We start from the raw sequence: 19,629 nt of genomic DNA, 5'->3' as shown, positions 1-19,629 counted from the left end.
ATGAAACTTTATCGCATGAATCCAAAAACGTGCTTCAAAAATCGCTATTTTTAGCAGGTTTTTGGATTCATGTGTGCTTTAGAAAATCTAAAGTGTGCGTGAACATTCTTATGCATGGTAAAGTTTCTGGTTCGTGTTTTTCCTAATCAAAGGAGATTAAAATATGTCTGAAAAACAAGTATTTTCAACAGAATGGGCAGGTAAGACATTATCTGTCGAAGTAGGTCAATTAGCAAAACAAGCAAGTGGAGCAGCCTTAATTCGTTACGGCGATACTGTCGTTTTAACAGCTGCAGTTGGTTCAAAAAAACCACGTCCTGGCGACTTTTTCCCATTAACAGTTAACTATGAAGAAAAAATGTATTCCGTGGGTAAAGTTCCCGGTGGATTCTTAAAACGTGAAGGACGTCCAAGTGATCGTGCAACATTAACAGCGCGCCTAATTGACCGTCCAATCCGTCCATTATTTGCAGAAGGTTTCCGTAATGAAGTTCAAATTACTTCTACTGTATTCAGTGTGGATCAAGATTGTTCTCCAGAAATGGCAGCAATGCTTGGATCTTCTGTTGCATTAGTTATTTCTGATATTCCATTTGAAGGACCAATCGCTGGTGTTGATGTTGGCCGTATTGACGGAAAATACGTTATTAACCCAACTATTGAACAAGCTGAAAAAAGTGATATTAGCTTAACTGTTGCAGGAACTTATGATGCAATCAACATGGTAGAAGCTGGAGCAAAAGAAGTTTCAGAAGAAGCAATGCTTGAAGCAATTATGTTTGGACATGAAGAAATTAAACGCCTTTGTGAATTCCAACAACAAATCATCGCTGCAGTTGGTAAAGAAAAACGCGAAATCGAACTTTTCGTAAGCGATCCTGAACTTGAAGCAGAAGTAAAAGCAGCAAGTGAAGGTAAAATGAAAGCAGCTATCAAAACAGAAGAGAAAAAAGCTCGTGAAGCTGCAATTGAAGAAGTAAAAGAAGAAATTTTAGAAAGCTATAAAGCAAAAGAATTAGAAAATGAAGCAGAAATTCTTGGTGAAGTAGCTCATATTCTTGAAATGATTGAAAAAGACGAAATGCGTCGTTTAATTTCTCAAGATAAAATCCGTCCAGATGGTCGTAAAGTAAACGAAATTCGTCCACTTTCTTCTGAAGTTGGTATGCTTCCACGTGTCCATGGTTCAGGTTTATTCACTCGTGGTCAAACACAAGCTTTAAGCGTATGTACACTAGCGCCGCTTCGTGAACACCAAATCATTGACGGTTTAGGAACAGAAGAATATAAACGATTCATGCACCATTATAACTTCCCGCAATTTAGTGTTGGGGAAACTGGTCCTCGTCGTGCGCCGGGTCGTCGTGAAATCGGTCATGGTGCGTTAGGTGAACGTGCATTACAATATGTTATTCCTTCCGAAGAGGAATTCCCGTACACTATCCGTCTAGTATCAGAAGTTCTTGAATCGAACGGTTCTAGTTCTCAAGCAAGTATTTGTGGATCTACACTTGCTATGCTTGATGCTGGTGTTCCAATTAAAGCACCAGTTGCTGGTATCGCAATGGGTCTTGTAAAACTTGGTGATGACTACACGATTCTTTCTGATATTCAAGGTATGGAAGATCACTTTGGCGATATGGACTTCAAAGTTGCTGGAACAAAAGATGGTATTACAGCACTTCAAATGGACATCAAAATTGATGGCTTAAGTCGTCAAATTTTAGACGAAGCATTAACACAAGCAAAAGAAGGTCGCTTGCATATTCTAGAACACTTAACAAGTACAATTAGCGAACCTCGTGAAGAACTTTCTGCGTATGCTCCAAAAATTATTACGCTTAATATCAAACCAGAAAAAATTAAAGATGTTATTGGACCTGGTGGAAAACAAATCAATGCAATCATTGAAGAAACAGGCGTAAAAATTGATATTGAACAAGATGGTACAGTTTACATTGCTTCACAAGATCAAGCGATGAACCGTAAAGCAATTGCTATCATCGAAGACATCGTTCGTGAAGTAGAAGTTGGAGAAGTTTACACTGGTAAAGTTCGTCGTATCGAAAAATTTGGCGCGTTTGTTGAATTATTCAAAGGTACAGATGGTTTAGTTCATATTTCTGAATTAGCACATGAACGTGTTGGTAAAGTGGAAGACATCTTAAAACTTGGCGATGAAGTAACGGTTAAAGTTATCGAAGTAGACCACCAAGGCCGCGTTAACTTATCACGTAAAGCATTGCTAGAGAAAAAAGAACAACCAGAAGGCGACAAAAAACCTCAAGCAGAGAAAAAATTCTATCCTAAAACAAAAAAACCAGAATCTAAATAATAGCAAAAAAGCAAGTAGTTAAAAACTACTTGCTTTTTTTATTATCTTTTTGGTCGTGTTTTTAAATGTGTTCGAAGTGATTTTTGAATCGTTTTCCAGCGATCCCGTTCTTGTCTGGCTAAAGCAGGGCTGTTTTTTCGAGCATGATAAGCCATTTCACGTTGTAATTTCTGCCAATTTTCATAATGTTTTAGCGAAAGTGTCCCATCTGCTAATGCTTCCTGAACCGCACAGCCAGGCTCACTTATATGAGAACAATCGTGAAAACGACAATCTTTACTTAATTCTTCTACGTCAGAAAATGTAGTTTCTAGACCAGCTTGATTTAAACCAATCCCGAATTCACGCATACCAGGCGTATCAATAATAATCCAACCATTAGCAAGCAAGTGCATTTCTCTATGAGTCGTTGTATGCTTTCCTTTACTGTCATCCTCGCGAATCTCCGAAGTTTTCATCAGATTCGCTCCTGCAAGACTATTAATAAAGGAGGATTTACCAACCCCGGATGATCCGAGTAAAACGAGGGTGCTATTTGGCTTCAAATCAGCCTCCAGAGCTTCAAAACCACGGTGCGATAAATTATCTACATAATAAGTAGGAACGCCATAAGCGACCGTTTCGAGCTCCATAGTGAAGGGACTAAGATCATCAACTAAATCTGCTTTTGTTAAAATGATAATTGGCGTAGCACCACTATCCCAAGCAACCGTTAAATAACGTTCTAGCCTATTTAAATTAAAATCATGGTTCAAACTCATAACAATAAGCGCATAATCAAAATTTGCGGCAATTAATTGTTCCTCTAAATCCTTAGTCATTCGAGAAAAAATTGTTTTCCTTTGTAATACAAATAAAATTTGTTTCTCATTGCTTACTTCGACAAAGTCACCGACAGCTGGCAAATTAGAAGGGGATAATTCGTAAAAATTTCCTCGTTTAAGCGTGGCTAAAAATTCCCCATTTTCCGTTATAACACGATAAAAATCTCTAAATACCGCTGTAACTCTCCCGTATGAAGAAGTAGCAGCAATTTTTTGTTCTTCAAAAAAACTTGTAAAACCATATTTTTCAAGTATCAATTGTTTCGCTCCTTTGTAAGTCGGGAGCATTCTATAGGTAAAATACCCCCGTATTATTTATGAGGTTTTTCATTTTTACATTTTCCATATCTCATCATCCTTTCTTTCTTAAATAATAACAAAAAAAGGAAATAAGTTCTAGACTCATTTCCTTTTTTAATAATTAATCTTTATGTGTCAAGATTTTTGCGATTTTTTCATAATCCATGTCACTCTTGAGCGTATAACTACCGTCACGAATGTATTTTTCATAATTATTATCTCTTAAGTATTTATCGAACTCTGAAGAACTTTTAACGATACCATTTGCTTCAAGTTCGTCGCCAGCTTTGGAAGAGGGATCTCCTCTAGAAATCGTTAATGTATAGCTTTTTACTTTTTTAGCTTCTTCAGCTTTCTTTTTAGCAGCTTCTTCGGCTTTTTTCTTTGCGTCCGCTTCTGCTTGTTTATCTAATTCTTGTTGAGCTAATAATTTTTCGTATTTGCTTTTCCATGTTTTTGAGTTTTCATCAGAACCAGTTTTTTTTGATGTGACTTTAGTTTCATCTGCTTTGGTCTGAGTTGAGAAAAACTGATTATAAACCAGTAAGACAACGGCAGAAATTAAGAAACCTAGCGCCAACATCCGTAAGTTTTTCTTCACAGATAGGCTCCTCCTTTAAAATTTAAATCAATGTTTTAAATATTCTTCAATGATTTTTTCTACTTCTTCTTTAGGTAGGGATGACTGTTCAGCAATTTCTGAAGTTACGATTCCAGAAGTATAAAGGGTAATCACTTGTTTTTTCATCAATTCGCGAACTTTTGGACTTTCAGGAACTTGCTCAACCTCAACGGTAGGGGCATCCATTTTCATTGCTTTTTCTAATTCAGAGACACGTTGTTTTAATTCAAAGTTTTCTTGCATCCACTGAGCAGCAACATCTTCCAGTTCTTTTTCTAATTGCTTATTATCGCCTTTTTGTAAAAATGAAATGACAAACAGCGCAATAGCAGCAATTAATAAGATAATTATGACTGTGGTCATGGGTTTTATAAACACCTCTCTTCCATAAACTCTACTACTAGTTATAGCATAATTTAACATAAAACACCATCCGAAATAAGGTTTTGTAAAGAAAATAAAAAGAAAATGCATAGAGTCCTTGCAACAACTGTGTAAAAATGATATTATTATACAGGTTTAGTAAATAAATTCGTCAGTCGGAGTTGGAGGGAAAAATAATGCGCGTTAATATTACTTTAGAATGCACTGAATGCGGTGATCGTAATTATATCACTACTAAAAATAAGCGTGAAAATCCGGAACGTATTGAATTAAAAAAATATTGTCCAAGATTGCGCCGTGTAACTTTACACCGCGAAACTAAGTAAGCAGCAGGATCTCCATTCTGTTGCTTTTTTTATTATAAAAAAGGGGGAAGTCAAGATGGCAGACAAACACCTTATTCGAGAGAAAGTTTTGCGTAATTTAAACACTATTGATAAAGTAGAACACCGAGAACGTTCTATTAAACTTGCAGAAAAACTATTTCTATTACCAGAGTGGAATCAAGCAAAAGTAATCGGGATTACACTAGCAAGACATCCAGAGATTGAAACGGAAACAATAATACTTCAAGCGAAAAAAGAAGGAAAGACCGTTTTAATTCCAAAAACATTTTACCCAAGTAGAAAAATGGAATTTAAAAAAATGGATTCTAGTCATCCGCTTATTAAAACAAAATTTGGTATTTTAGAGCCTCATGAGTTAGCAGAAACAGTCGATAAAGATGCAATTGACTTATTAATAGTTCCAGGAGTTGTTTTTAATAAAGCGCATTTTAGAATAGGTTTTGGCGGCGGCTTCTATGATAGATTTTTAGCCGATTTTAAAGGAGAAACAGTCTCTTTGTGTTTATATGAGCAACAAATAGAATTCACTCCAGAAAGCCATGATAAACCTGTTTCTATTCTTATTGAAGGATAGATAAAAATAATTCTATAGAAAATAGGGTGGATTGTTTACAACGCCCCTTTTTTTGCGTATAGTAGTAAATATAATTTGTAATGAAAGCAGGGAATTTTTTGAGCTTCCAAGAACAATATGTCTTCTGGCGCCTAACTAACTATTTCTTGGGTGTTGAAAAATACCGTTTGATCCATCTTCATGAGGAGAAACAAGAACTTTGGTTAGAAAATACCAGCCAGAAAAAAAGACCAGTCATCCGTATTCAGATGAAAGAATTAAGTTGGGCAAATGTGGTGGAACGTGATGTGACCCACACATTACATGTAACTGAAAACCTTCGTAAGCAAATGGGACGCTTAAAATTGCCTCTTGTTAATATATATATAACTCCATTTGAGCCTATGGGTGACATTTCGCCTTTTTTTGGACAAACTATTGCGTCTCCAAACGAAAAAGTGAAATTAGAAAATATATTACTTGCAAACGAGCAGATGCAGGAGCACCTTGAATTACTTATAAAAAAACTAGATGTACCAGAAGAAGCATTTATTCTTCCTAATGAAATAACAAAAGAAATGGTAGCAAAAGAACGTGAGCAAGTAATCACTTATATTACTACTAAAGTAAATGAAGAACAAAAAGTAGCCAGAAATTCTAAGCCAATTGTCACGTATTCATTTATTGGACTTATAGTTGCAGCATTTCTATGGGTTACCTTCCAAGGTGGCTCAACAGATACTTTTAACTTAATTAAATGGGGCGGGAAATTCAACCCACTTATTTATGCCGGGGAATGGTGGCGCTTTATTTCACCAATTTTTCTCCATAGCGGTCTAATTCATCTTGCATCCAATGCAGTAATGCTCTACATTGTTGGTGCATGGGCAGAGCGTATTTATGGTAAATGGCGATATATTCTTATACTTCTTTTAGGTGGTATTTGTGGTAACATAGCAAGCTTTGCGTTAAATATGAATTTATCCGTTGGGGCTAGCACGGCAGTTTTTGCTGTAATGGGTGCACTATTATATTTAGTTGTATTAAAACCAAATCTTTATGCGAAAACAATTGGAACAAGTATTGCTTCCTTAGTAGCGATTAATCTACTGATAGATGTCTTCTCTACGCAAATTGATATTGCTGGTCACATTGGTGGATTAGTTGGCGGATTTTTACTCGCGGGAGCATTATCGTTACCAAAACAATTTTTCCATTGGCGTAGACTTGCTTATGGAGTATCCCTTGTTGCAGTAGCTATCCTCTTTTTATATTTTGGTTTCCAAAAAGGGGAACAGCCTTATGATCCCATGCCAGCCAATATAGCAGTTCAACAATATTTGCAAGAACATAACAAAGAAGAAGCTACAAAAATTATAGATAATTTAATTGAAAGCGGAAGTGCTGATGGCTATTCTTATACTTATGCATCATCTATTGCTTTACAAAATAAGCAAATAGATAAGGCAGAAGATATGGCGAACGAAGCAATTAGTCTGGATAACGACATCCCAGAAGCCCACTATTATTTATCTTTTTGTTATAGAGTACAAGGGAATATAGAGGGCGCCCTTAAAGAAGCCGATACTGCTAAACAATTATCCAGTAATCCGTTTTTTGATTCTTATTATGATGAGTTAGAAAAAAGCAAAGAATAAGAGGTTTTTAATGTGAAAACAGTTTATGATGTTGCTCAATTATTACGAAAGCATGGCATAATTGTTTATTTAGGAAAGCGACAATACGACATCGAAATGATGGAATATGAAGTCACAGAACTTTTTAAGCATAATATTTTAGATAGAGAAGTTTTTGCTAGAGCTCGCAGTATATTGAAACAAGAATTAATCAAAGAACAACGAAAAAATAGTAGTTTAAATTAAATTGATTATAAGGAGAACAGCAGAATGAACAAAAAATTAATTGGTGTAGATTTAGGCGGGACAACTGCAAAATTAGCTATTTTAACAAAAGAAGGCGACATTGAAGAAAAATGGACTATCGATACAAATATTGAGGATAAAGGTGCTCATATTGTAAAAGACATCGGTGATTCTATTAATCAAAAACTAACTGACTTACAGTTGGATAATGACATTTTTTACGGTATTGGAATGGGAACTCCAGGAACAGTAAATTACGAAACAGGAACAGTTAAAGGTGCATATAACCTTGGCTGGGCCGAAGAACAAAATGTTAGCGAAGACTTAGAAAAAATTACTGGTTTAAAAATAGAATTAGATAATGATGCGAATGTTGCAGCACTAGGTGAACGCTGGAAAGGTGCTGGTGAAGGTGGTGCGAATGTTGTATTTGTAACACTTGGAACAGGCGTCGGCGGTGGAATCTTTGCAGAAGGTAAAATTCTTCACGGAATTCGTGGCGCAGCAGGTGAAATCGGTCACGTAACAGTTGTTCCAGAAAATGGCTATGATTGTACTTGCGGTAAAAAAGGTTGTTTAGAAACTGTAGCTTCCGCAACTGGTATTGTGCGTGTAGCAAAAGATCTAGCAAAAGAATTTACTGGTGAATCAGCACTTAAAGAAGCCATCAATAAACAAGAAACTATTACTTCTAAATTAATTTTTGAATTAGGTGCAGAAAATGATAAATTAGCAAATGAAACGATTGATAAAATCTCTTTCTATTTGGCTCTAGCACTTAGTCACATCGGCAACATGTTAAATCCTGAAAAAATCATTATCGGCGGGGGAGTTTCAGCAGCAGGAGATCAACTTTTAACACCTGTCAGAAATTATTTTGAGACAATGGTATTTCCAGCAGTTAAAGAATCCACTAAATTATCCATTGCGACAAAAGGGAATGACGCTGGGATAATAGGTGCTGCTTGGTTAGCATTACCAGTTGAAGATTAATAATTTTTATAAGCTACAATAACACTCCATTATTGTAGCTTATCTTACTTAAGATGATCTTTCTATCACTCATTGTTTTAGCTTACTATGAAAAGGGTAAAATTCTAGCATAGAGAGATTGGAGGCCAGAGATGAAAAAATCAAAAGCTTTTTTGCTAATTACCTTGTTAATGGGCTTGGTTTTTATCTCTTTTGGTTGCTCAGAGGAAAAAGAAACGCCAAAAAAGACTGCAAAAGAAGTTCAGGGTGTTCAAATTAAAACAAAAGAATTCCAACGTGTTGTTGGCTGGTTGTCAAAAGATACTGTCTTGTTACAAACCAAAAAACATGGGACAACCTACTTTGAAGAATTAGATATTTATAATGAAAAAAAGCGTGCTATCTTTAATACAAATGAATCTATTTCAGAAGTCCAAATTAGTCCAGATTATCGAAATATTTTGCTTTATTCTGCTGAGTCAGACAAAAAAGCAACCATGCGAATCATCGCCTTAAATGATGGATCAATAGTGGCGTCTAGAGATACTAAACCGCTAACGACAACTTTCTATTGGAATGATGAATCGCCTGAAAAAATAATGTTTGTGACTTATAGTCCTCAGTGGAATTTTCATATTGAGAACTGGGATTATACAACTAATCAAGTTGATAATGTAGATTTAGTATCTCCGTTTATCTCTTGGTATGGTGATAATTTGGTTATTTCAAATAATAAAGATAAACCAGATGATGAATTAGGAAACTTATATTTACAAGATATTAGAGATAATGCCACTAAAAGTTTAATTGTTGCTAATATAATGCAATTTGCTGTACATGATAATGTTTTACTTACGATTGAGAAATCTTCGAATGAAAAATTATTGTATGTTTTTAGAACAATAGGTTTTCAAAATTTTTTCTCTTATGATTCAGCAAGAGAGTATGATGAATTAGGAACTTTTATCCCGTATTTTGATATAAATTTTGATAAAAATACTTTTTTAACTTTCGTACCTTATAAGAGTCAAAAAATAAGCAGTGGGCCACATGAATATAAATTGGTAAAAGTTGATCCGACGAACAAAAAAGAAACAACGGTACTCGAATTAATGGATAATCAACCTATTTTATCGTATGAAACAGGAGACTTAGTGCTCTATGGTTATCTATTTGATAAGGTTATTGATACGAAAACTGGCAAAATGTATAATTTAATCAATACACCAACTAAATCTTTTTAAACAACGAACTCTTGCTTATGGGTTCGTTGTTTTTGTTAGCGTATAACCATTTTCTAGGGTGATGTTGCAGTTAAAGCTAGATAAAGTATCGTCAGTTGATTGACATTTTATTATTGAGCTACCGTATTTTATGTTAAGTTGGTTGGCTAACATCGAATCATCTTTTGCTACTAACAGTGCTAAATTCAACTCTGCAGATGCTAAATAATAGTTTTGAAGTTGTTTTTCATATTGAATTTGAGTCTTAAAAATTGAAGCGCTACCTGTCACAATTAATATTGTAATCAACGCTATAAAAAGTATAAACGGGAGCGTAAATCCATTATTTTTCATTAGAATTCATTCGCTTTCGTCAAAGGGAATTTGGAAGTATAGAACTTATTATTGGAAAAAGTAACTTTTAAAATAAGCTGGTTTTCCTCATTGGTAATTTGCCAGTTAGTTACTTTGTGTAATAAAGGCTCATGTCCTTTACCGTTTACTTGCCGCCGTAGAATGTTATTGTATTTTGAATAAGTAACGAGATTATCATTTACTTGGAAAGATAGTTTTTCTGGATGTACTTGTATATTTGTTGCTTTTTCTAATTCTAACCGAGTTTGTACCAAAAATAATTGCCATTCACTTGTTTGATCTAAATTACTAAGCTGGATAGTTTTATGATAACATTCGAAAAATAATGGAATAAGAGAGCTGATACTTAAAACGATGGTGATCGATAGAATTGTTTCAAGCAAAGTGAAGGCTGATGTGCTCTTTTTATAATGTACATTTTTCAATTGTATTAGTTTTTGCACAAACTTGGATACCTCCTTGATAATAAAAGCTTTTTATTTGCTCATCATCGAAAATAACTGGAACACTTCTAAAACGTAGTAGCTCGCTGTGTTCGAAAATTTGTTGATATAGTTGGCTAATTTCTTTCTGCTGATCTAGCTTTTGAAAAATAGTCATAGAAATTGGTAACAAAAAACTACATACAATAGAGAAAAGCAGTAAAGAAACCATACTTTCTACTAATGAGAATCCATTAACCTTATTCAACTCGAAAACGTCCTTTCCCAATTTGGAATATAATCTTATACTTTTTATTTGTTCCTGAAAGATGAATCGTAGAAAAACGATTGATAGTACCATCTAGACTAGAAAAACGATAATTCTCAATTTTGGTTTGTTGTAAACTTAAAGTATTTCCAAATGGAATAGTGATAAGTGGTTGATTGTTATAAGTCGCAATGAATTGATTTTCACTAGGAATAAAAGAAATGGTAGTATCTTGTTTTGATGTTATAGCATTTATTTGGGCAAGGTAAATAGCGGCTTTTACTTCCTCTAATAGTTGTTTCTCTGTAAGTGCAGAGATAGTGTTTGAAATGGGATAAATAGTTAGGGTAATCATAGTGAGACTAATGGATAAGACGAGTAACATTTCTAGTAAAGTGAAGGCGTTCTTTTTCATTTATTCTCAGAAACATTTCCTGAACTGTCTATTTTAATGCTTTTTCCATTAGGACAAGATTTTTGAGTGGATTTCAAATAACCACCACTAACTAAGTCATTTACTGACGGTATCGAATTTTTGTCTAGCTGGTATGATTGAACTTGTCCTTGAACCATCGAAATAAAAGCCTCGCAACCTTTGTTATTAATAGATTTACTTTGTGTAACGATATTTGGAATGGTTAGAAGTAATAATACGCTGACAACTAAAAGAACGATGAGCATTTCTACTAAGGTAAAGCCTCGATCATCTTTCCAGTCTATTTTGAATTTATACATTAGAACTCCTCCTCTAAATTTGATTTACCATGGAAAACATTGGATATAAAATTGATAAATAAATCGATATGATTAAAACTCCGATAATTATAAAAACAATTGGTTGGATAAATGAAAATAGTTTTTCTGTTTTTTGTAATACTTTTTGATGGCATAAATTGTAATAGAATAAAAATTCTTCTGCTAAATTACCATTTTTTTCTCCATGTATAGCAATGTAATATAGTTCTTTTTCAAAAATAGGAATTTTTTCTAATGCGTTTGTTAAAGATAAACCGGCTTCAAGTGAAGGAATAATATGCTTGGCTATCGAACGAAAAAAAGCCGGGGAGTCATCTCGCGCAAACAATTGCATAACATGAGAAATAGAAAGGCCGCTTTTTAATAAGTAACCTATTTCTCGTGAAAAATATTGCGAATAATGAATTTTGACGAACTGTTTTATATAAGGGACACGACAATAAAAATAAGCGCGTTCATAAGCTGATTTTTTATTTTGCTTTCTAATAATAAAACCAACAAAAAGAAAGAGAGTGAGCAAAATAGCACCTAATATAATCGGCATTTTTTCAAGCAAAAAATAAGTGAAATTAGTGCCAAGTGAACCATTACTTGCAAGTTGCGAAAATAATAGTTCGAATTTTGGTAAAAGAAATATTCGAAGCAAGAAAAATACTACAATAACTGTTGAAAATAAAACTAGTGGATATTGAAATGTTTTCATTAAGGCGTTTTTTTCTTCAGCTTTTCTTTTCATATGAATGCCTGTTTCTTGGATTGTTTGAATAAAAAAACCATGATTAGAGGCGTAATGAAGTTGAGAACAAATAAACTCTGGAAACTCGCTTTGTCTAAGGGCATAAGAAAAAGAGTTGCCAACTGCAAGGGAAGCGATAATTTGCCTATATCGCTCGCTATGTTTAGGAGTGGTGATGCTTAAATAACTAATAGCTGACTCCAGCGAAAAACCTTTATCAAGTAAACTAGCAATTCTAATTAAAAATTCGCCATCGTCTTTCCAATTAATCCGGTGAAAAAAAGCCATAAGCGACTCCTTTCTGATAAATTGCATCTAATGTATATTTAGGTTTGTTTTGTTGATAGCTTGAATTAAAATAATTTTGTATATCTTTTTTAGTGATTACTTCATAGATAGCTGTTCTTTTTCGCTGTAAATGGCTACAAAGTGGATGGCACTTTGAACCACAATAGACACAATATAAATGGGATAATTGTTGAAAACTAATACCAAGTAAACATTGAGCTAATTCTTCTTTGCTAACGCCAAATTCAAGCAATCTTAATAAAACTCCATAAGTATCACCAGCATGAACAGTGCTAAATACCAAATGACCTGTTAGAGCAGCACGTACTACAATTTTTGCAGTTTCAAAGTCGCGAATTTCTCCAACTATAAGAATATCAGGGTCATGGCGAAGAACAGAACGAACAACGGGGGCATAAGTGATATTAGCTTTTTCATTAATTTCCACTTGGAGAAAACCAGGAGAATAGTGCTCAACAGGATCTTCAATTGTAATTACTTGAAGTTCAGTTTTATTTTCTATAGAGGAAACTAAACTATACATGGAACTTGATTTTCCGCTACCGGTGCTCCCTGAAAAAAGAAACAATCCTGTTTGGTTATTACATAGTTGTAAAATTTGTTTAGCTACCTTAGGAAATATACAAGACTTTAAAAAAGGGATTGGGTATTTATAGCGAAAAATACGAATTACCATACTTTCGTGAAAGTCTTTATTAGGCATGGTAGAAAGTCTTAAAGCTATTTTTTCAGATTTAGTTTCTTTCTCGTAGCTACCAGATTGAGGCTTTCGTTTTTCGCTTATATCTAGAGCAGCTTGAAATTTGAGAAATGATATTAGCTTTTCACCAACATCGAAGGAAAGATAGAGAAGTGGCATGAGTGTTCCATTGACCCGGAGACGAAGCAAATAACGGTTCCTTAAAGGGTGGATATGAATATCGCTTGCATTAACCCGAAGTGCTTGAGATGTAATATGATCCATTAGTTTTTTTGGCATAACAACCTCCTTACAAGTCATATTCTGCATCTGTGTCTAAAATCCTTTCTTAAACGATTTTTCACAAAAACTAAAAAGCGATTTTCTTAGTTAAAAAGAGTCAGATGATAGAAAATGCTTTATTAAAAAATCTTTTTAGTGTATCTCAGCCCATAGAAAAAACTTTTTTCACATTTATTATATTTTCACAATCTTTGTGCGTAATGTAACAAGCGTATAATAAGAACTTTAAATCAAGATAAAGCCCTTACATTCCGAACGAAGCTATTAAAATAAGAATTTTTTAGGAATAAAACTAATTATTTGCCGAACAATACAACTCGTGATAAGCTATAGAAAAGGCAGATACATAATAGAATTAGCGGGTGAATGTAAACAGAGAGACTGTGAAAAGCAGCGCCGACGGGGAAAGCATAAGTTATGTGAAACTCTCAGGCAAAAGGATGTTTACGGGACGCAACTCTGGAGTCATTTTTATGTCACGACAGGGCTTATGAACTATATAAGCCTTTTTGTTATGTGAAAAAGGAGGATATAATAATGACGGAATTACTTAAAACACCGATTCATCCACTATATGCAAAATATGGTGCGAAAACCATTGATTTTGGCGGATGGGATTTACCAGTACAATTTGCTGGAATAAAAGCAGAACATGAGGCCGTGCGAACTGATGCAGGGTTATTTGACGTGTCCCATATGGGCGAAATTTTGGTGGAAGGCCCTGACAGTACTTCTTATTTACAGTATTTGTTATCTAACGACATAGAGAAAATAAAAATAGGGAAAGCACAATATAATATTATGTGCTATGAAACAGGCGGAACAGTAGATGATTTAGTTGTTTATAAGAAATCAGAAACCGAATACATACTTGTCGTCAATGCGGCAAATACAGAAAAAGATTTTGAGTGGATGGTTCAAAATATTGTTGGGGATGTTACGGTTAAAAATGTCTCTTCGGAGTTTGGACAGTTAGCTTTACAGGGACCAAATGCAGAAAAAATCCTTTCTAAATTAACAGATGCGGACTTAAGCTCTATAAGCTTCTTTGGTTTTATAGAAGATGCTGATGTTGCTGGAGTGAAAACAATTATATCGAGAAGTGGATACACTGGAGAAGATGGTTTTGAAATATACATGCAAAGTGCGGATGCTGGAAAAGTATTCGAGGCAATCTTGGCTGAAGGTGTAGCGCCAATCGGTCTTGGAGCTCGTGATACGCTACGTCTAGAAGCAGTTCTTGCGCTTTATGGTCAAGAATTGAGTAAAGATATTACTCCGCTTGAAGCTGGCCTTAATTTTGCAGTGAAATTAAAAAAAGAAGCAGATTTTATCGGAAAACAAGCACTTATCAAGCAAAAAGAAGCGGGGCTAACGAGAAAATTAGTTGGGATTGAATTGATTGAGCGAGGCATACCGCGTCACGACTATCCAGTATTTCTAAATGATAAAGAAATTGGAGTTATCACTTCTGGCACCCAATCTCCAACTCTTGGCACCAATATCGGTTTGGCATTAATAGATACTGCTTATACTGAATTAGACCAAGAACTAGAAGTCGGAATTCGAAATAAGAAAGTAAAAGCAAAAGTAGTACCAACACCATTTTATAAACGCGCAAAGTAAAAAGGAGGAAATAATATGGCAAAACATCGTTATTTACCAATGACGGAACAAGATGAGAAGGAAATGCTTGAAGTGATAGGGGTTAAGTCGATTGATGACTTATTTCAAGATATTCCAGAAAAAATTAGATTTAAGCGGGATTATGATTTAAAACCGGCAAAATCAGAACCGGCGTTGTTACGAGAATTATCTAAACTTGCCTCTAAAAATGCCAATACTTCAGAATATGCATCCTTTTTAGGAGCTGGTGTATATAGTCACTATATTCCAACTGTGGTAGATCACGTTATTTCTCGTTCAGAATTCTATACAGCTTATACGCCTTATCAGCCAGAGATTTCGCAAGGGGAGCTACAAGCGATTTTTGAATTCCAAACGATGATTGCAGAATTAACTGGAATGGATTTAGCGAATTCCTCCATGTATGATGGTGGAACAGCTCTTGCCGAAGCAGCGATGTTAGCAAGCGGACATACTAAACGCAAAAAAATCCTTATTTCAGGGGCGGTTCATCCAGAGAGCATTAATGTCCTAAAAACCTACGCTACAGGTCAACATATTGAAGTTGAAGTTATTCCTGAATTGGATGGCAAAACGGATATAGATGTTCTAAAAAAAGCTCTTTCCGATGATATTGCAGGGTTTGTTGTACAATATCCGAACTTTTATGGCCAAGTAGAACCTTTAGCAGAATTAGAAAAATTGGTTCATGAAAATAATTCTTTACTTCTTGTTTCAAGTAACCCGCTATCTCTTGGCTTACTAACGCCACCAGGAGAATTTGGCGCGGATATTGTTGTTGGTGACTCTCAAGTGTTTGGTATTCCAGAATCATTTGGTGGACCGCACTGTGGTTTCTTTGCGGTAACAAATAAATTAATGCGTAAAGTTCCTGGACGTTTAGTCGGGGAAACGGTAGATGAAAATGGAAAACGTGGTTACGTTCTAACATTGCAAGCGCGCGAACAACATATTCGCCGCGATAAAGCTACTTCCAATATTTGTTCAAACCAAGCTTTAAATGCATTAGCTTCTTCAGTTGCTATGGCGACACTTGGAAAAACTGGGCTAGTAGAGATGGCGAAACAAAATCTTGATAAATCTCATTATGCTAAACAAAAATTCCGCGAAAATGGCTTTGAAGTATTATTTTCTGATGGTTTTTTCAATGAATTTGTTGTTAAGCTTTCTAAACCAATTAAAGAAGTAAATGAATCGCTTCTAGATGAAGGCATTATTGGTGGTTATGACCTCGGTTTTTATGATGCTAAATACGAACAACATATGCTTGTAGCTGTCACAGAGATGCGTACAAAAGAAGAAATTGATGCCTTTGTGGCAAGCTTGGAGGGTGTAAAATGAATTTAGAAGAAACAATGCCATTAGTCTTTGAACGCTCTATTCCAGGAAGAATTGGTTTTAGTTTGCCAGAAAGTGATGTTCCCGAAACAAATGCAGGTGACTATTTTGATGAAGCATATCTTCGTTCCACACCAGCAGATTTACCTGAACTCAGTGAACTGGAAATTATGCGTCATTATACCAATTTGTCCAACCATAATTTTGGTGTAGACTCTGGTTTTTATCCGCTTGGGTCTTGTACGATGAAATATAATCCGAAAATTAATGAAAAAGTAGCTAGATTCCCTGGGTTTGCCAATATTCATCCTAACCAACCAGAAAGTTCTGTCCAAGGTGCGCTAGAGCTGCTTTATGATTTACAAACAAGTTTAGTTGAAATTACTGGAATGGATGAAGTAACGCTACAACCAGCTGCTGGGGCGCACGGTGAGTGGACCGGCTTAATGTTAATTCGTGCTTTCCATGAAAAAAATGGTGATACAAAACGTACGAAAGTAATCATTCCAGACTCCGCGCACGGTACTAATCCGGCTTCTGCGGCAGTTGCTGGCTTTGATGTGGTTACAGTTAAATCCAATGAAAAAGGGCTTGTCGATGTTGCTGATTTGAAAAAAGTAGTAGGTGAAGATACAGCTGCACTAATGCTTACAAATCCAAATACATTAGGTCTTTTTGAAAAAGATATTGTTGAAATGGCAGAAATTGTCCATGCAGCTGGAGGAAAATTATACTACGATGGTGCCAACTTAAATGCAATCATGGCAAAAGTTAGACCAGGAGATATGGGCTTTGACGTAGTACATTTAAACTTGCATAAAACATTCACTGGTCCTCACGGCGGCGGTGGACCTGGTTCGGGGCCAATTGGTGTTAAAAAAGAGTTAATTCCATTCTTACCAACGCCAGTCCTTACGAAAAAGGACGATGCTTATACATTTGATTATAATTATCCTGATTCTATTGGGCGAGTGAAGCCGTATTATGGTAACTTTGGCATTAATGTGCGCGCTTATACTTATATTCGCACTATGGGGCCTGATGGTTTGAAATTAGTGACAGAATACGCTGTTTTAAATGCCAATTATATGATGCGCAAATTACAAGACGCTTATGATTTACCATTTGACCAAGTTTGCAAACATGAATTTGTTTTAAGTGGTAATAGACAGAAGAAACTTGGCGTCCGCACTGTTGATATTGCAAAACGCTTACTAGATCATAATTTCCACCCACCAACTGTTTACTTCCCATTAATTGTTGGTGAAGCAATTATGATTGAACCGACTGAAACAGAATCGAAGGAAACACTTGATTCCTTTATTGATACAATGCTGAAAATTGCTAAAGAAGCAGAAGAAAATCCTGAAATCGTTCAAGAAGCGCCGCATAGCACCTACGTGAAACGACTGGACGAAACAAGAGCTGCCAGAAAACCAGTGTTACGTTATCAAAAAGAAGTATAAAAAAGAAGCCTTGCCATGGATCTCACGGCAAGGCTTTTTCTTATTTAGATTTTGTTTTACCTGTCCATTTACGATAGCCGCCTTTAAGCTGATAAACATCTTTATAACCACGTTTATACAGCATAATAGCTGCGCGGTTACTGCGTTGTGCTGTTTGGCAGTATAAGTAAACTGGTAAATCTTGACGAATCTCTGTTGTCCGATTTTTCATTTGTGTAACTGGGATATTTCTAGCTCCGAGAATATGTCCAGCATCGAATTCATTTGGCTCGCGAACATCAATTAACTGTGCTTTACGATAACCTTTTTTAAATTCTTCTTCTGTTAAAACTTTTAGTGCTTTACGTCGCATTACAAACTGGTAAATTTCGTATCCTAAAAGAATAACCAGAATGATAATTGCTATAATCCAACTAATCAATTGTGTAAACCCCTTTCATCCTGAAAACTGCTTTTTTTAAAGCATCCTTTTCTATTATAACTTATTTTTTGCCGCCATCAATCACTTTAAAAGAAGATTTTCGTTTTTTCTTCGTTTTTTTCTTCGGATCATGTAAATTCTTTGATTGTTTCACTGCTTTTTGGTAATTTGTATCTGTTTTTCTATTAGCAAAAAGTCTTAGAAGTAGGGTGAAAATAAGTGTACCAATTAAAACAGAAATTATTAATATGAAAAATGATTTAAAACCACCCATTAAAAGCCCAATACCAACCAGCGCGAGTAAAATAATAACAATAAGAGGATATTTCTTCACTATGAATCAACTCCTATTCTAAAAGTTCCAGATTCTCAGGTTCAGCCGCATCAACTGGAGCGCATTCTTTTTCAACACGTAAAAGTTCGTTGAATGACGCAATGGCAACTTCTACTTGATCATCGGACGGCTCTTTAGTTGTAAGAAGTTGGAGCCACAGTCCAGGAACGCCTAAATATTTAAGCACTGGGATATTTCGGCATTTATTGGTTAATTGTAAAACTTCAAATGCTACACCTAGTACAACTGGAATAAGTAAAATCCGGTCGACAACCCGAAGCCAAAGTGGGTCAGTTGGAACTAGCAAATAAATAAACATACCAACAATAACTGTAAATAAAATAAAACTACTACCACAGCGGTAATGAAGTCGTGACTGCTTTTGAACATTTTCCACTGTTAAAGGTAAATTTTCTTCGTAACAGTTAATTACTTTATGTTCAGATCCATGATATTGAAACACTCGTTTAATAATTGGAGTTTGAGAAACTGCAAAAATATAAGTTAATAGCAGAATCAATTTGAAAAAACTCTCTAAAAACACTTGTGCTGTGTCGCCTGGAACGATAGGGCGAAATAACTCCGCTAAAAAGACCGGAATTAACGTCATCACAAATTTAGCAAAAACGAAAGATAAGATACCGATTACCGCAACACCTAACCACATCGCAATTTTCGATTCTTTCTTCTCGATTTTTTCTTCTTCAACAGGGTTATTTGGATCCTCATCATATCGGTCTGTCGCAAAAGCGAGGTGTTTGGAACCGATAGCACTAGATTCAATTAAAGCAACAATACCTCTTAAAAAAGGAATTTTCTTCATACGCATGACCCAAACTGGGCTATGTTTTTCTAAATAAAAATATTCTAATGAACCATCTATACGTCTAACAGCTGTAACTGTTTGTTTTCTGCCGCCAAACATGACGCCTTCTACAACAGCCTGCCCACCATATGATGGCACGTTTTGTTTGCTCAAACTTTTCACCAGCCTATTCATGTTTACTAATATGTTATTTTACGCTAAAAACTGTTTTTCGTATAGCGCAAAACGTCTAAAAAAAGTTATTTTTTCTAAATTGTGATAAAATAGTTTCGAACGCGTTTAATAATGCGATTTTTGCTGGCTTAA

At 35.2% G+C, this 19,629-nt stretch carries 23 protein-coding genes and 1 riboswitch; of the genes, 10 read left to right on the top strand and 13 right to left on the bottom strand.

Annotated features, from left to right (window positions below; all coding sequences use genetic code 11):
- The first annotated feature begins 163 nt into the window (after positions 1-163).
- A complete protein-coding gene (gene pnp, locus OC533_RS01820) occupies positions 164-2,335 on the top strand; it encodes a polyribonucleotide nucleotidyltransferase (RefSeq protein ID WP_003771683.1) in 2,172 nt (723 codons plus the stop codon).
- A 41-nt stretch (positions 2,336-2,376) separates the two neighbouring features.
- On the opposite strand, the gene rsgA is transcribed toward pnp, so the two are convergent.
- The 3 genes from rsgA to OC533_RS01805 form a co-directional block, all read right to left on the bottom strand.
- Complete coding sequence (rsgA, locus tag OC533_RS01815; protein WP_194323426.1) at positions 2,377-3,417, bottom strand: ribosome small subunit-dependent GTPase A; 1,041 nt, start codon at positions 3,415-3,417, stop codon at positions 2,377-2,379.
- Positions 3,418-3,580: 163 nt separating this feature from the next.
- Positions 3,581-4,060 carry an endolytic transglycosylase MltG gene (locus OC533_RS01810; RefSeq protein WP_003762065.1) on the bottom strand — a complete coding sequence of 160 codons (480 nt, stop codon included), beginning with the start codon at positions 4,058-4,060 and terminating at the stop codon, positions 3,581-3,583.
- Positions 4,061-4,087: 27 nt separating this feature from the next.
- Positions 4,088-4,444, bottom strand: coding sequence for a hypothetical protein (locus OC533_RS01805; RefSeq protein ID WP_010991501.1), 357 nt, complete (start codon positions 4,442-4,444; stop codon positions 4,088-4,090).
- Between the two features lie 197 nt (positions 4,445-4,641).
- Between OC533_RS01805 and rpmG the strand changes: the two genes are divergently transcribed.
- The 6 genes from rpmG to OC533_RS01775 all read left to right on the top strand — a co-directional run bounded on the left by rpmG (position 4,642) and on the right by OC533_RS01775 (position 9,464).
- Positions 4,642-4,791, top strand: coding sequence for a 50S ribosomal protein L33 (gene rpmG, locus OC533_RS01800; protein ID WP_003719608.1), 150 nt, complete (start codon positions 4,642-4,644; stop codon positions 4,789-4,791).
- Between the two features lie 55 nt (positions 4,792-4,846).
- Positions 4,847-5,386 (top strand): 5-formyltetrahydrofolate cyclo-ligase, encoded by a 540-nt coding sequence (locus OC533_RS01795; protein WP_003762069.1) that lies wholly within the window; start codon positions 4,847-4,849, stop codon positions 5,384-5,386.
- A gap of 98 nt (positions 5,387-5,484) precedes the next feature.
- Positions 5,485-7,023, top strand: a complete 1,539-nt coding sequence (locus OC533_RS01790; protein WP_003766750.1) for a rhomboid family intramembrane serine protease — start codon at positions 5,485-5,487, stop codon at positions 7,021-7,023.
- 12 nt (positions 7,024-7,035) lie between these two features.
- Complete coding sequence (locus OC533_RS01785) at positions 7,036-7,248, top strand: YqgQ family protein (protein ID WP_003762076.1); 213 nt, start codon at positions 7,036-7,038, stop codon at positions 7,246-7,248.
- Positions 7,249-7,272: 24 nt separating this feature from the next.
- Complete coding sequence (locus tag OC533_RS01780) at positions 7,273-8,241, top strand: ROK family glucokinase (RefSeq protein ID WP_003762078.1); 969 nt, start codon at positions 7,273-7,275, stop codon at positions 8,239-8,241.
- 131 nt (positions 8,242-8,372) lie between these two features.
- The gene (locus OC533_RS01775) at positions 8,373-9,464 is read left to right on the top strand and encodes a hypothetical protein (protein WP_045554137.1); all 1,092 of its coding nucleotides are present in this window, start codon (positions 8,373-8,375) and stop codon (positions 9,462-9,464) included.
- 15 nt (positions 9,465-9,479) lie between these two features.
- On the opposite strand, the gene OC533_RS01770 is transcribed toward OC533_RS01775, so the two are convergent.
- From OC533_RS01770 to comGA, 7 genes are read right to left on the bottom strand one after another with little or no spacing between them, the layout of a single operon-like run.
- The gene (locus OC533_RS01770) at positions 9,480-9,797 is read right to left on the bottom strand and encodes a hypothetical protein (RefSeq protein WP_045554138.1); all 318 of its coding nucleotides are present in this window, start codon (positions 9,795-9,797) and stop codon (positions 9,480-9,482) included.
- Positions 9,797-10,261 (bottom strand): competence type IV pilus minor pilin ComGF, encoded by a 465-nt coding sequence (comGF, locus tag OC533_RS01765; protein WP_185501089.1) that lies wholly within the window; start codon positions 10,259-10,261, stop codon positions 9,797-9,799. The genes OC533_RS01770 and comGF overlap by 1 nt, the downstream gene beginning before the upstream one ends.
- On the bottom strand, positions 10,224-10,508 hold the full coding sequence (gene comGE, locus OC533_RS01760) for a competence type IV pilus minor pilin ComGE (RefSeq protein ID WP_160463878.1): 285 nt from the start codon (positions 10,506-10,508) through the stop codon (positions 10,224-10,226). The genes comGF and comGE overlap by 38 nt, the downstream gene beginning before the upstream one ends.
- Complete coding sequence (gene comGD, locus OC533_RS01755; protein WP_185484180.1) at positions 10,501-10,923, bottom strand: competence type IV pilus minor pilin ComGD; 423 nt, start codon at positions 10,921-10,923, stop codon at positions 10,501-10,503. The genes comGE and comGD overlap by 8 nt, the downstream gene beginning before the upstream one ends.
- Positions 10,920-11,243 carry a competence type IV pilus major pilin ComGC gene (comGC, locus tag OC533_RS01750; protein WP_003771709.1) on the bottom strand — a complete coding sequence of 108 codons (324 nt, stop codon included), beginning with the start codon at positions 11,241-11,243 and terminating at the stop codon, positions 10,920-10,922. Before comGC ends, comGD begins: the two co-directional genes overlap by 4 nt.
- Before the next feature lie 13 nt (positions 11,244-11,256).
- A complete protein-coding gene (comGB, locus tag OC533_RS01745) occupies positions 11,257-12,288 on the bottom strand; it encodes a competence type IV pilus assembly protein ComGB (protein ID WP_262265212.1) in 1,032 nt (343 codons plus the stop codon).
- Entirely contained in the window at positions 12,266-13,288 is a 1,023-nt protein-coding gene (comGA, locus tag OC533_RS01740) for a competence type IV pilus ATPase ComGA (RefSeq protein WP_194323427.1), read from the bottom strand. Before comGA ends, comGB begins: the two co-directional genes overlap by 23 nt.
- Before the next feature lie 365 nt (positions 13,289-13,653).
- A riboswitch (glycine riboswitch) is annotated at positions 13,654-13,745 on the top strand.
- A gap of 83 nt (positions 13,746-13,828) precedes the next feature.
- Between comGA and gcvT the strand changes: the two genes are divergently transcribed.
- From gcvT to gcvPB, 3 genes are read left to right on the top strand one after another with little or no spacing between them, the layout of a single operon-like run.
- Positions 13,829-14,917 (top strand): glycine cleavage system aminomethyltransferase GcvT, encoded by a 1,089-nt coding sequence (gcvT, locus tag OC533_RS01735; protein ID WP_033533061.1) that lies wholly within the window; start codon positions 13,829-13,831, stop codon positions 14,915-14,917.
- Positions 14,918-14,932: 15 nt separating this feature from the next.
- A complete protein-coding gene (gene gcvPA, locus OC533_RS01730; protein WP_194323428.1) occupies positions 14,933-16,279 on the top strand; it encodes an aminomethyl-transferring glycine dehydrogenase subunit GcvPA in 1,347 nt (448 codons plus the stop codon).
- Positions 16,276-17,742, top strand: a complete 1,467-nt coding sequence (gcvPB, locus tag OC533_RS01725; protein WP_010991511.1) for an aminomethyl-transferring glycine dehydrogenase subunit GcvPB — start codon at positions 16,276-16,278, stop codon at positions 17,740-17,742. Before gcvPA ends, gcvPB begins: the two co-directional genes overlap by 4 nt.
- A gap of 40 nt (positions 17,743-17,782) precedes the next feature.
- Here gcvPB and OC533_RS01720 read toward each other — a convergent pair whose 3' ends face one another.
- From OC533_RS01720 to OC533_RS01710, 3 genes are all read right to left on the bottom strand, one after another.
- Entirely contained in the window at positions 17,783-18,163 is a 381-nt protein-coding gene (locus tag OC533_RS01720; protein ID WP_003762099.1) for a rhodanese-like domain-containing protein, read from the bottom strand.
- 61 nt (positions 18,164-18,224) lie between these two features.
- Positions 18,225-18,497 (bottom strand): hypothetical protein, encoded by a 273-nt coding sequence (locus tag OC533_RS01715; protein WP_045554143.1) that lies wholly within the window; start codon positions 18,495-18,497, stop codon positions 18,225-18,227.
- 13 nt (positions 18,498-18,510) lie between these two features.
- Positions 18,511-19,476, bottom strand: coding sequence for a DUF1385 domain-containing protein (locus OC533_RS01710; protein ID WP_194323429.1), 966 nt, complete (start codon positions 19,474-19,476; stop codon positions 18,511-18,513).
- Between the last annotated feature and the right edge of the window lie 153 nt (positions 19,477-19,629).

The organism is Listeria sp. Marseille-Q6474 (assembly GCF_946902005.1).
Taxonomy (GTDB): domain Bacteria; phylum Bacillota; class Bacilli; order Lactobacillales; family Listeriaceae; genus Listeria; species Listeria innocua.
This window is presented reverse-complemented; position numbering and strand designations above follow the sequence as displayed.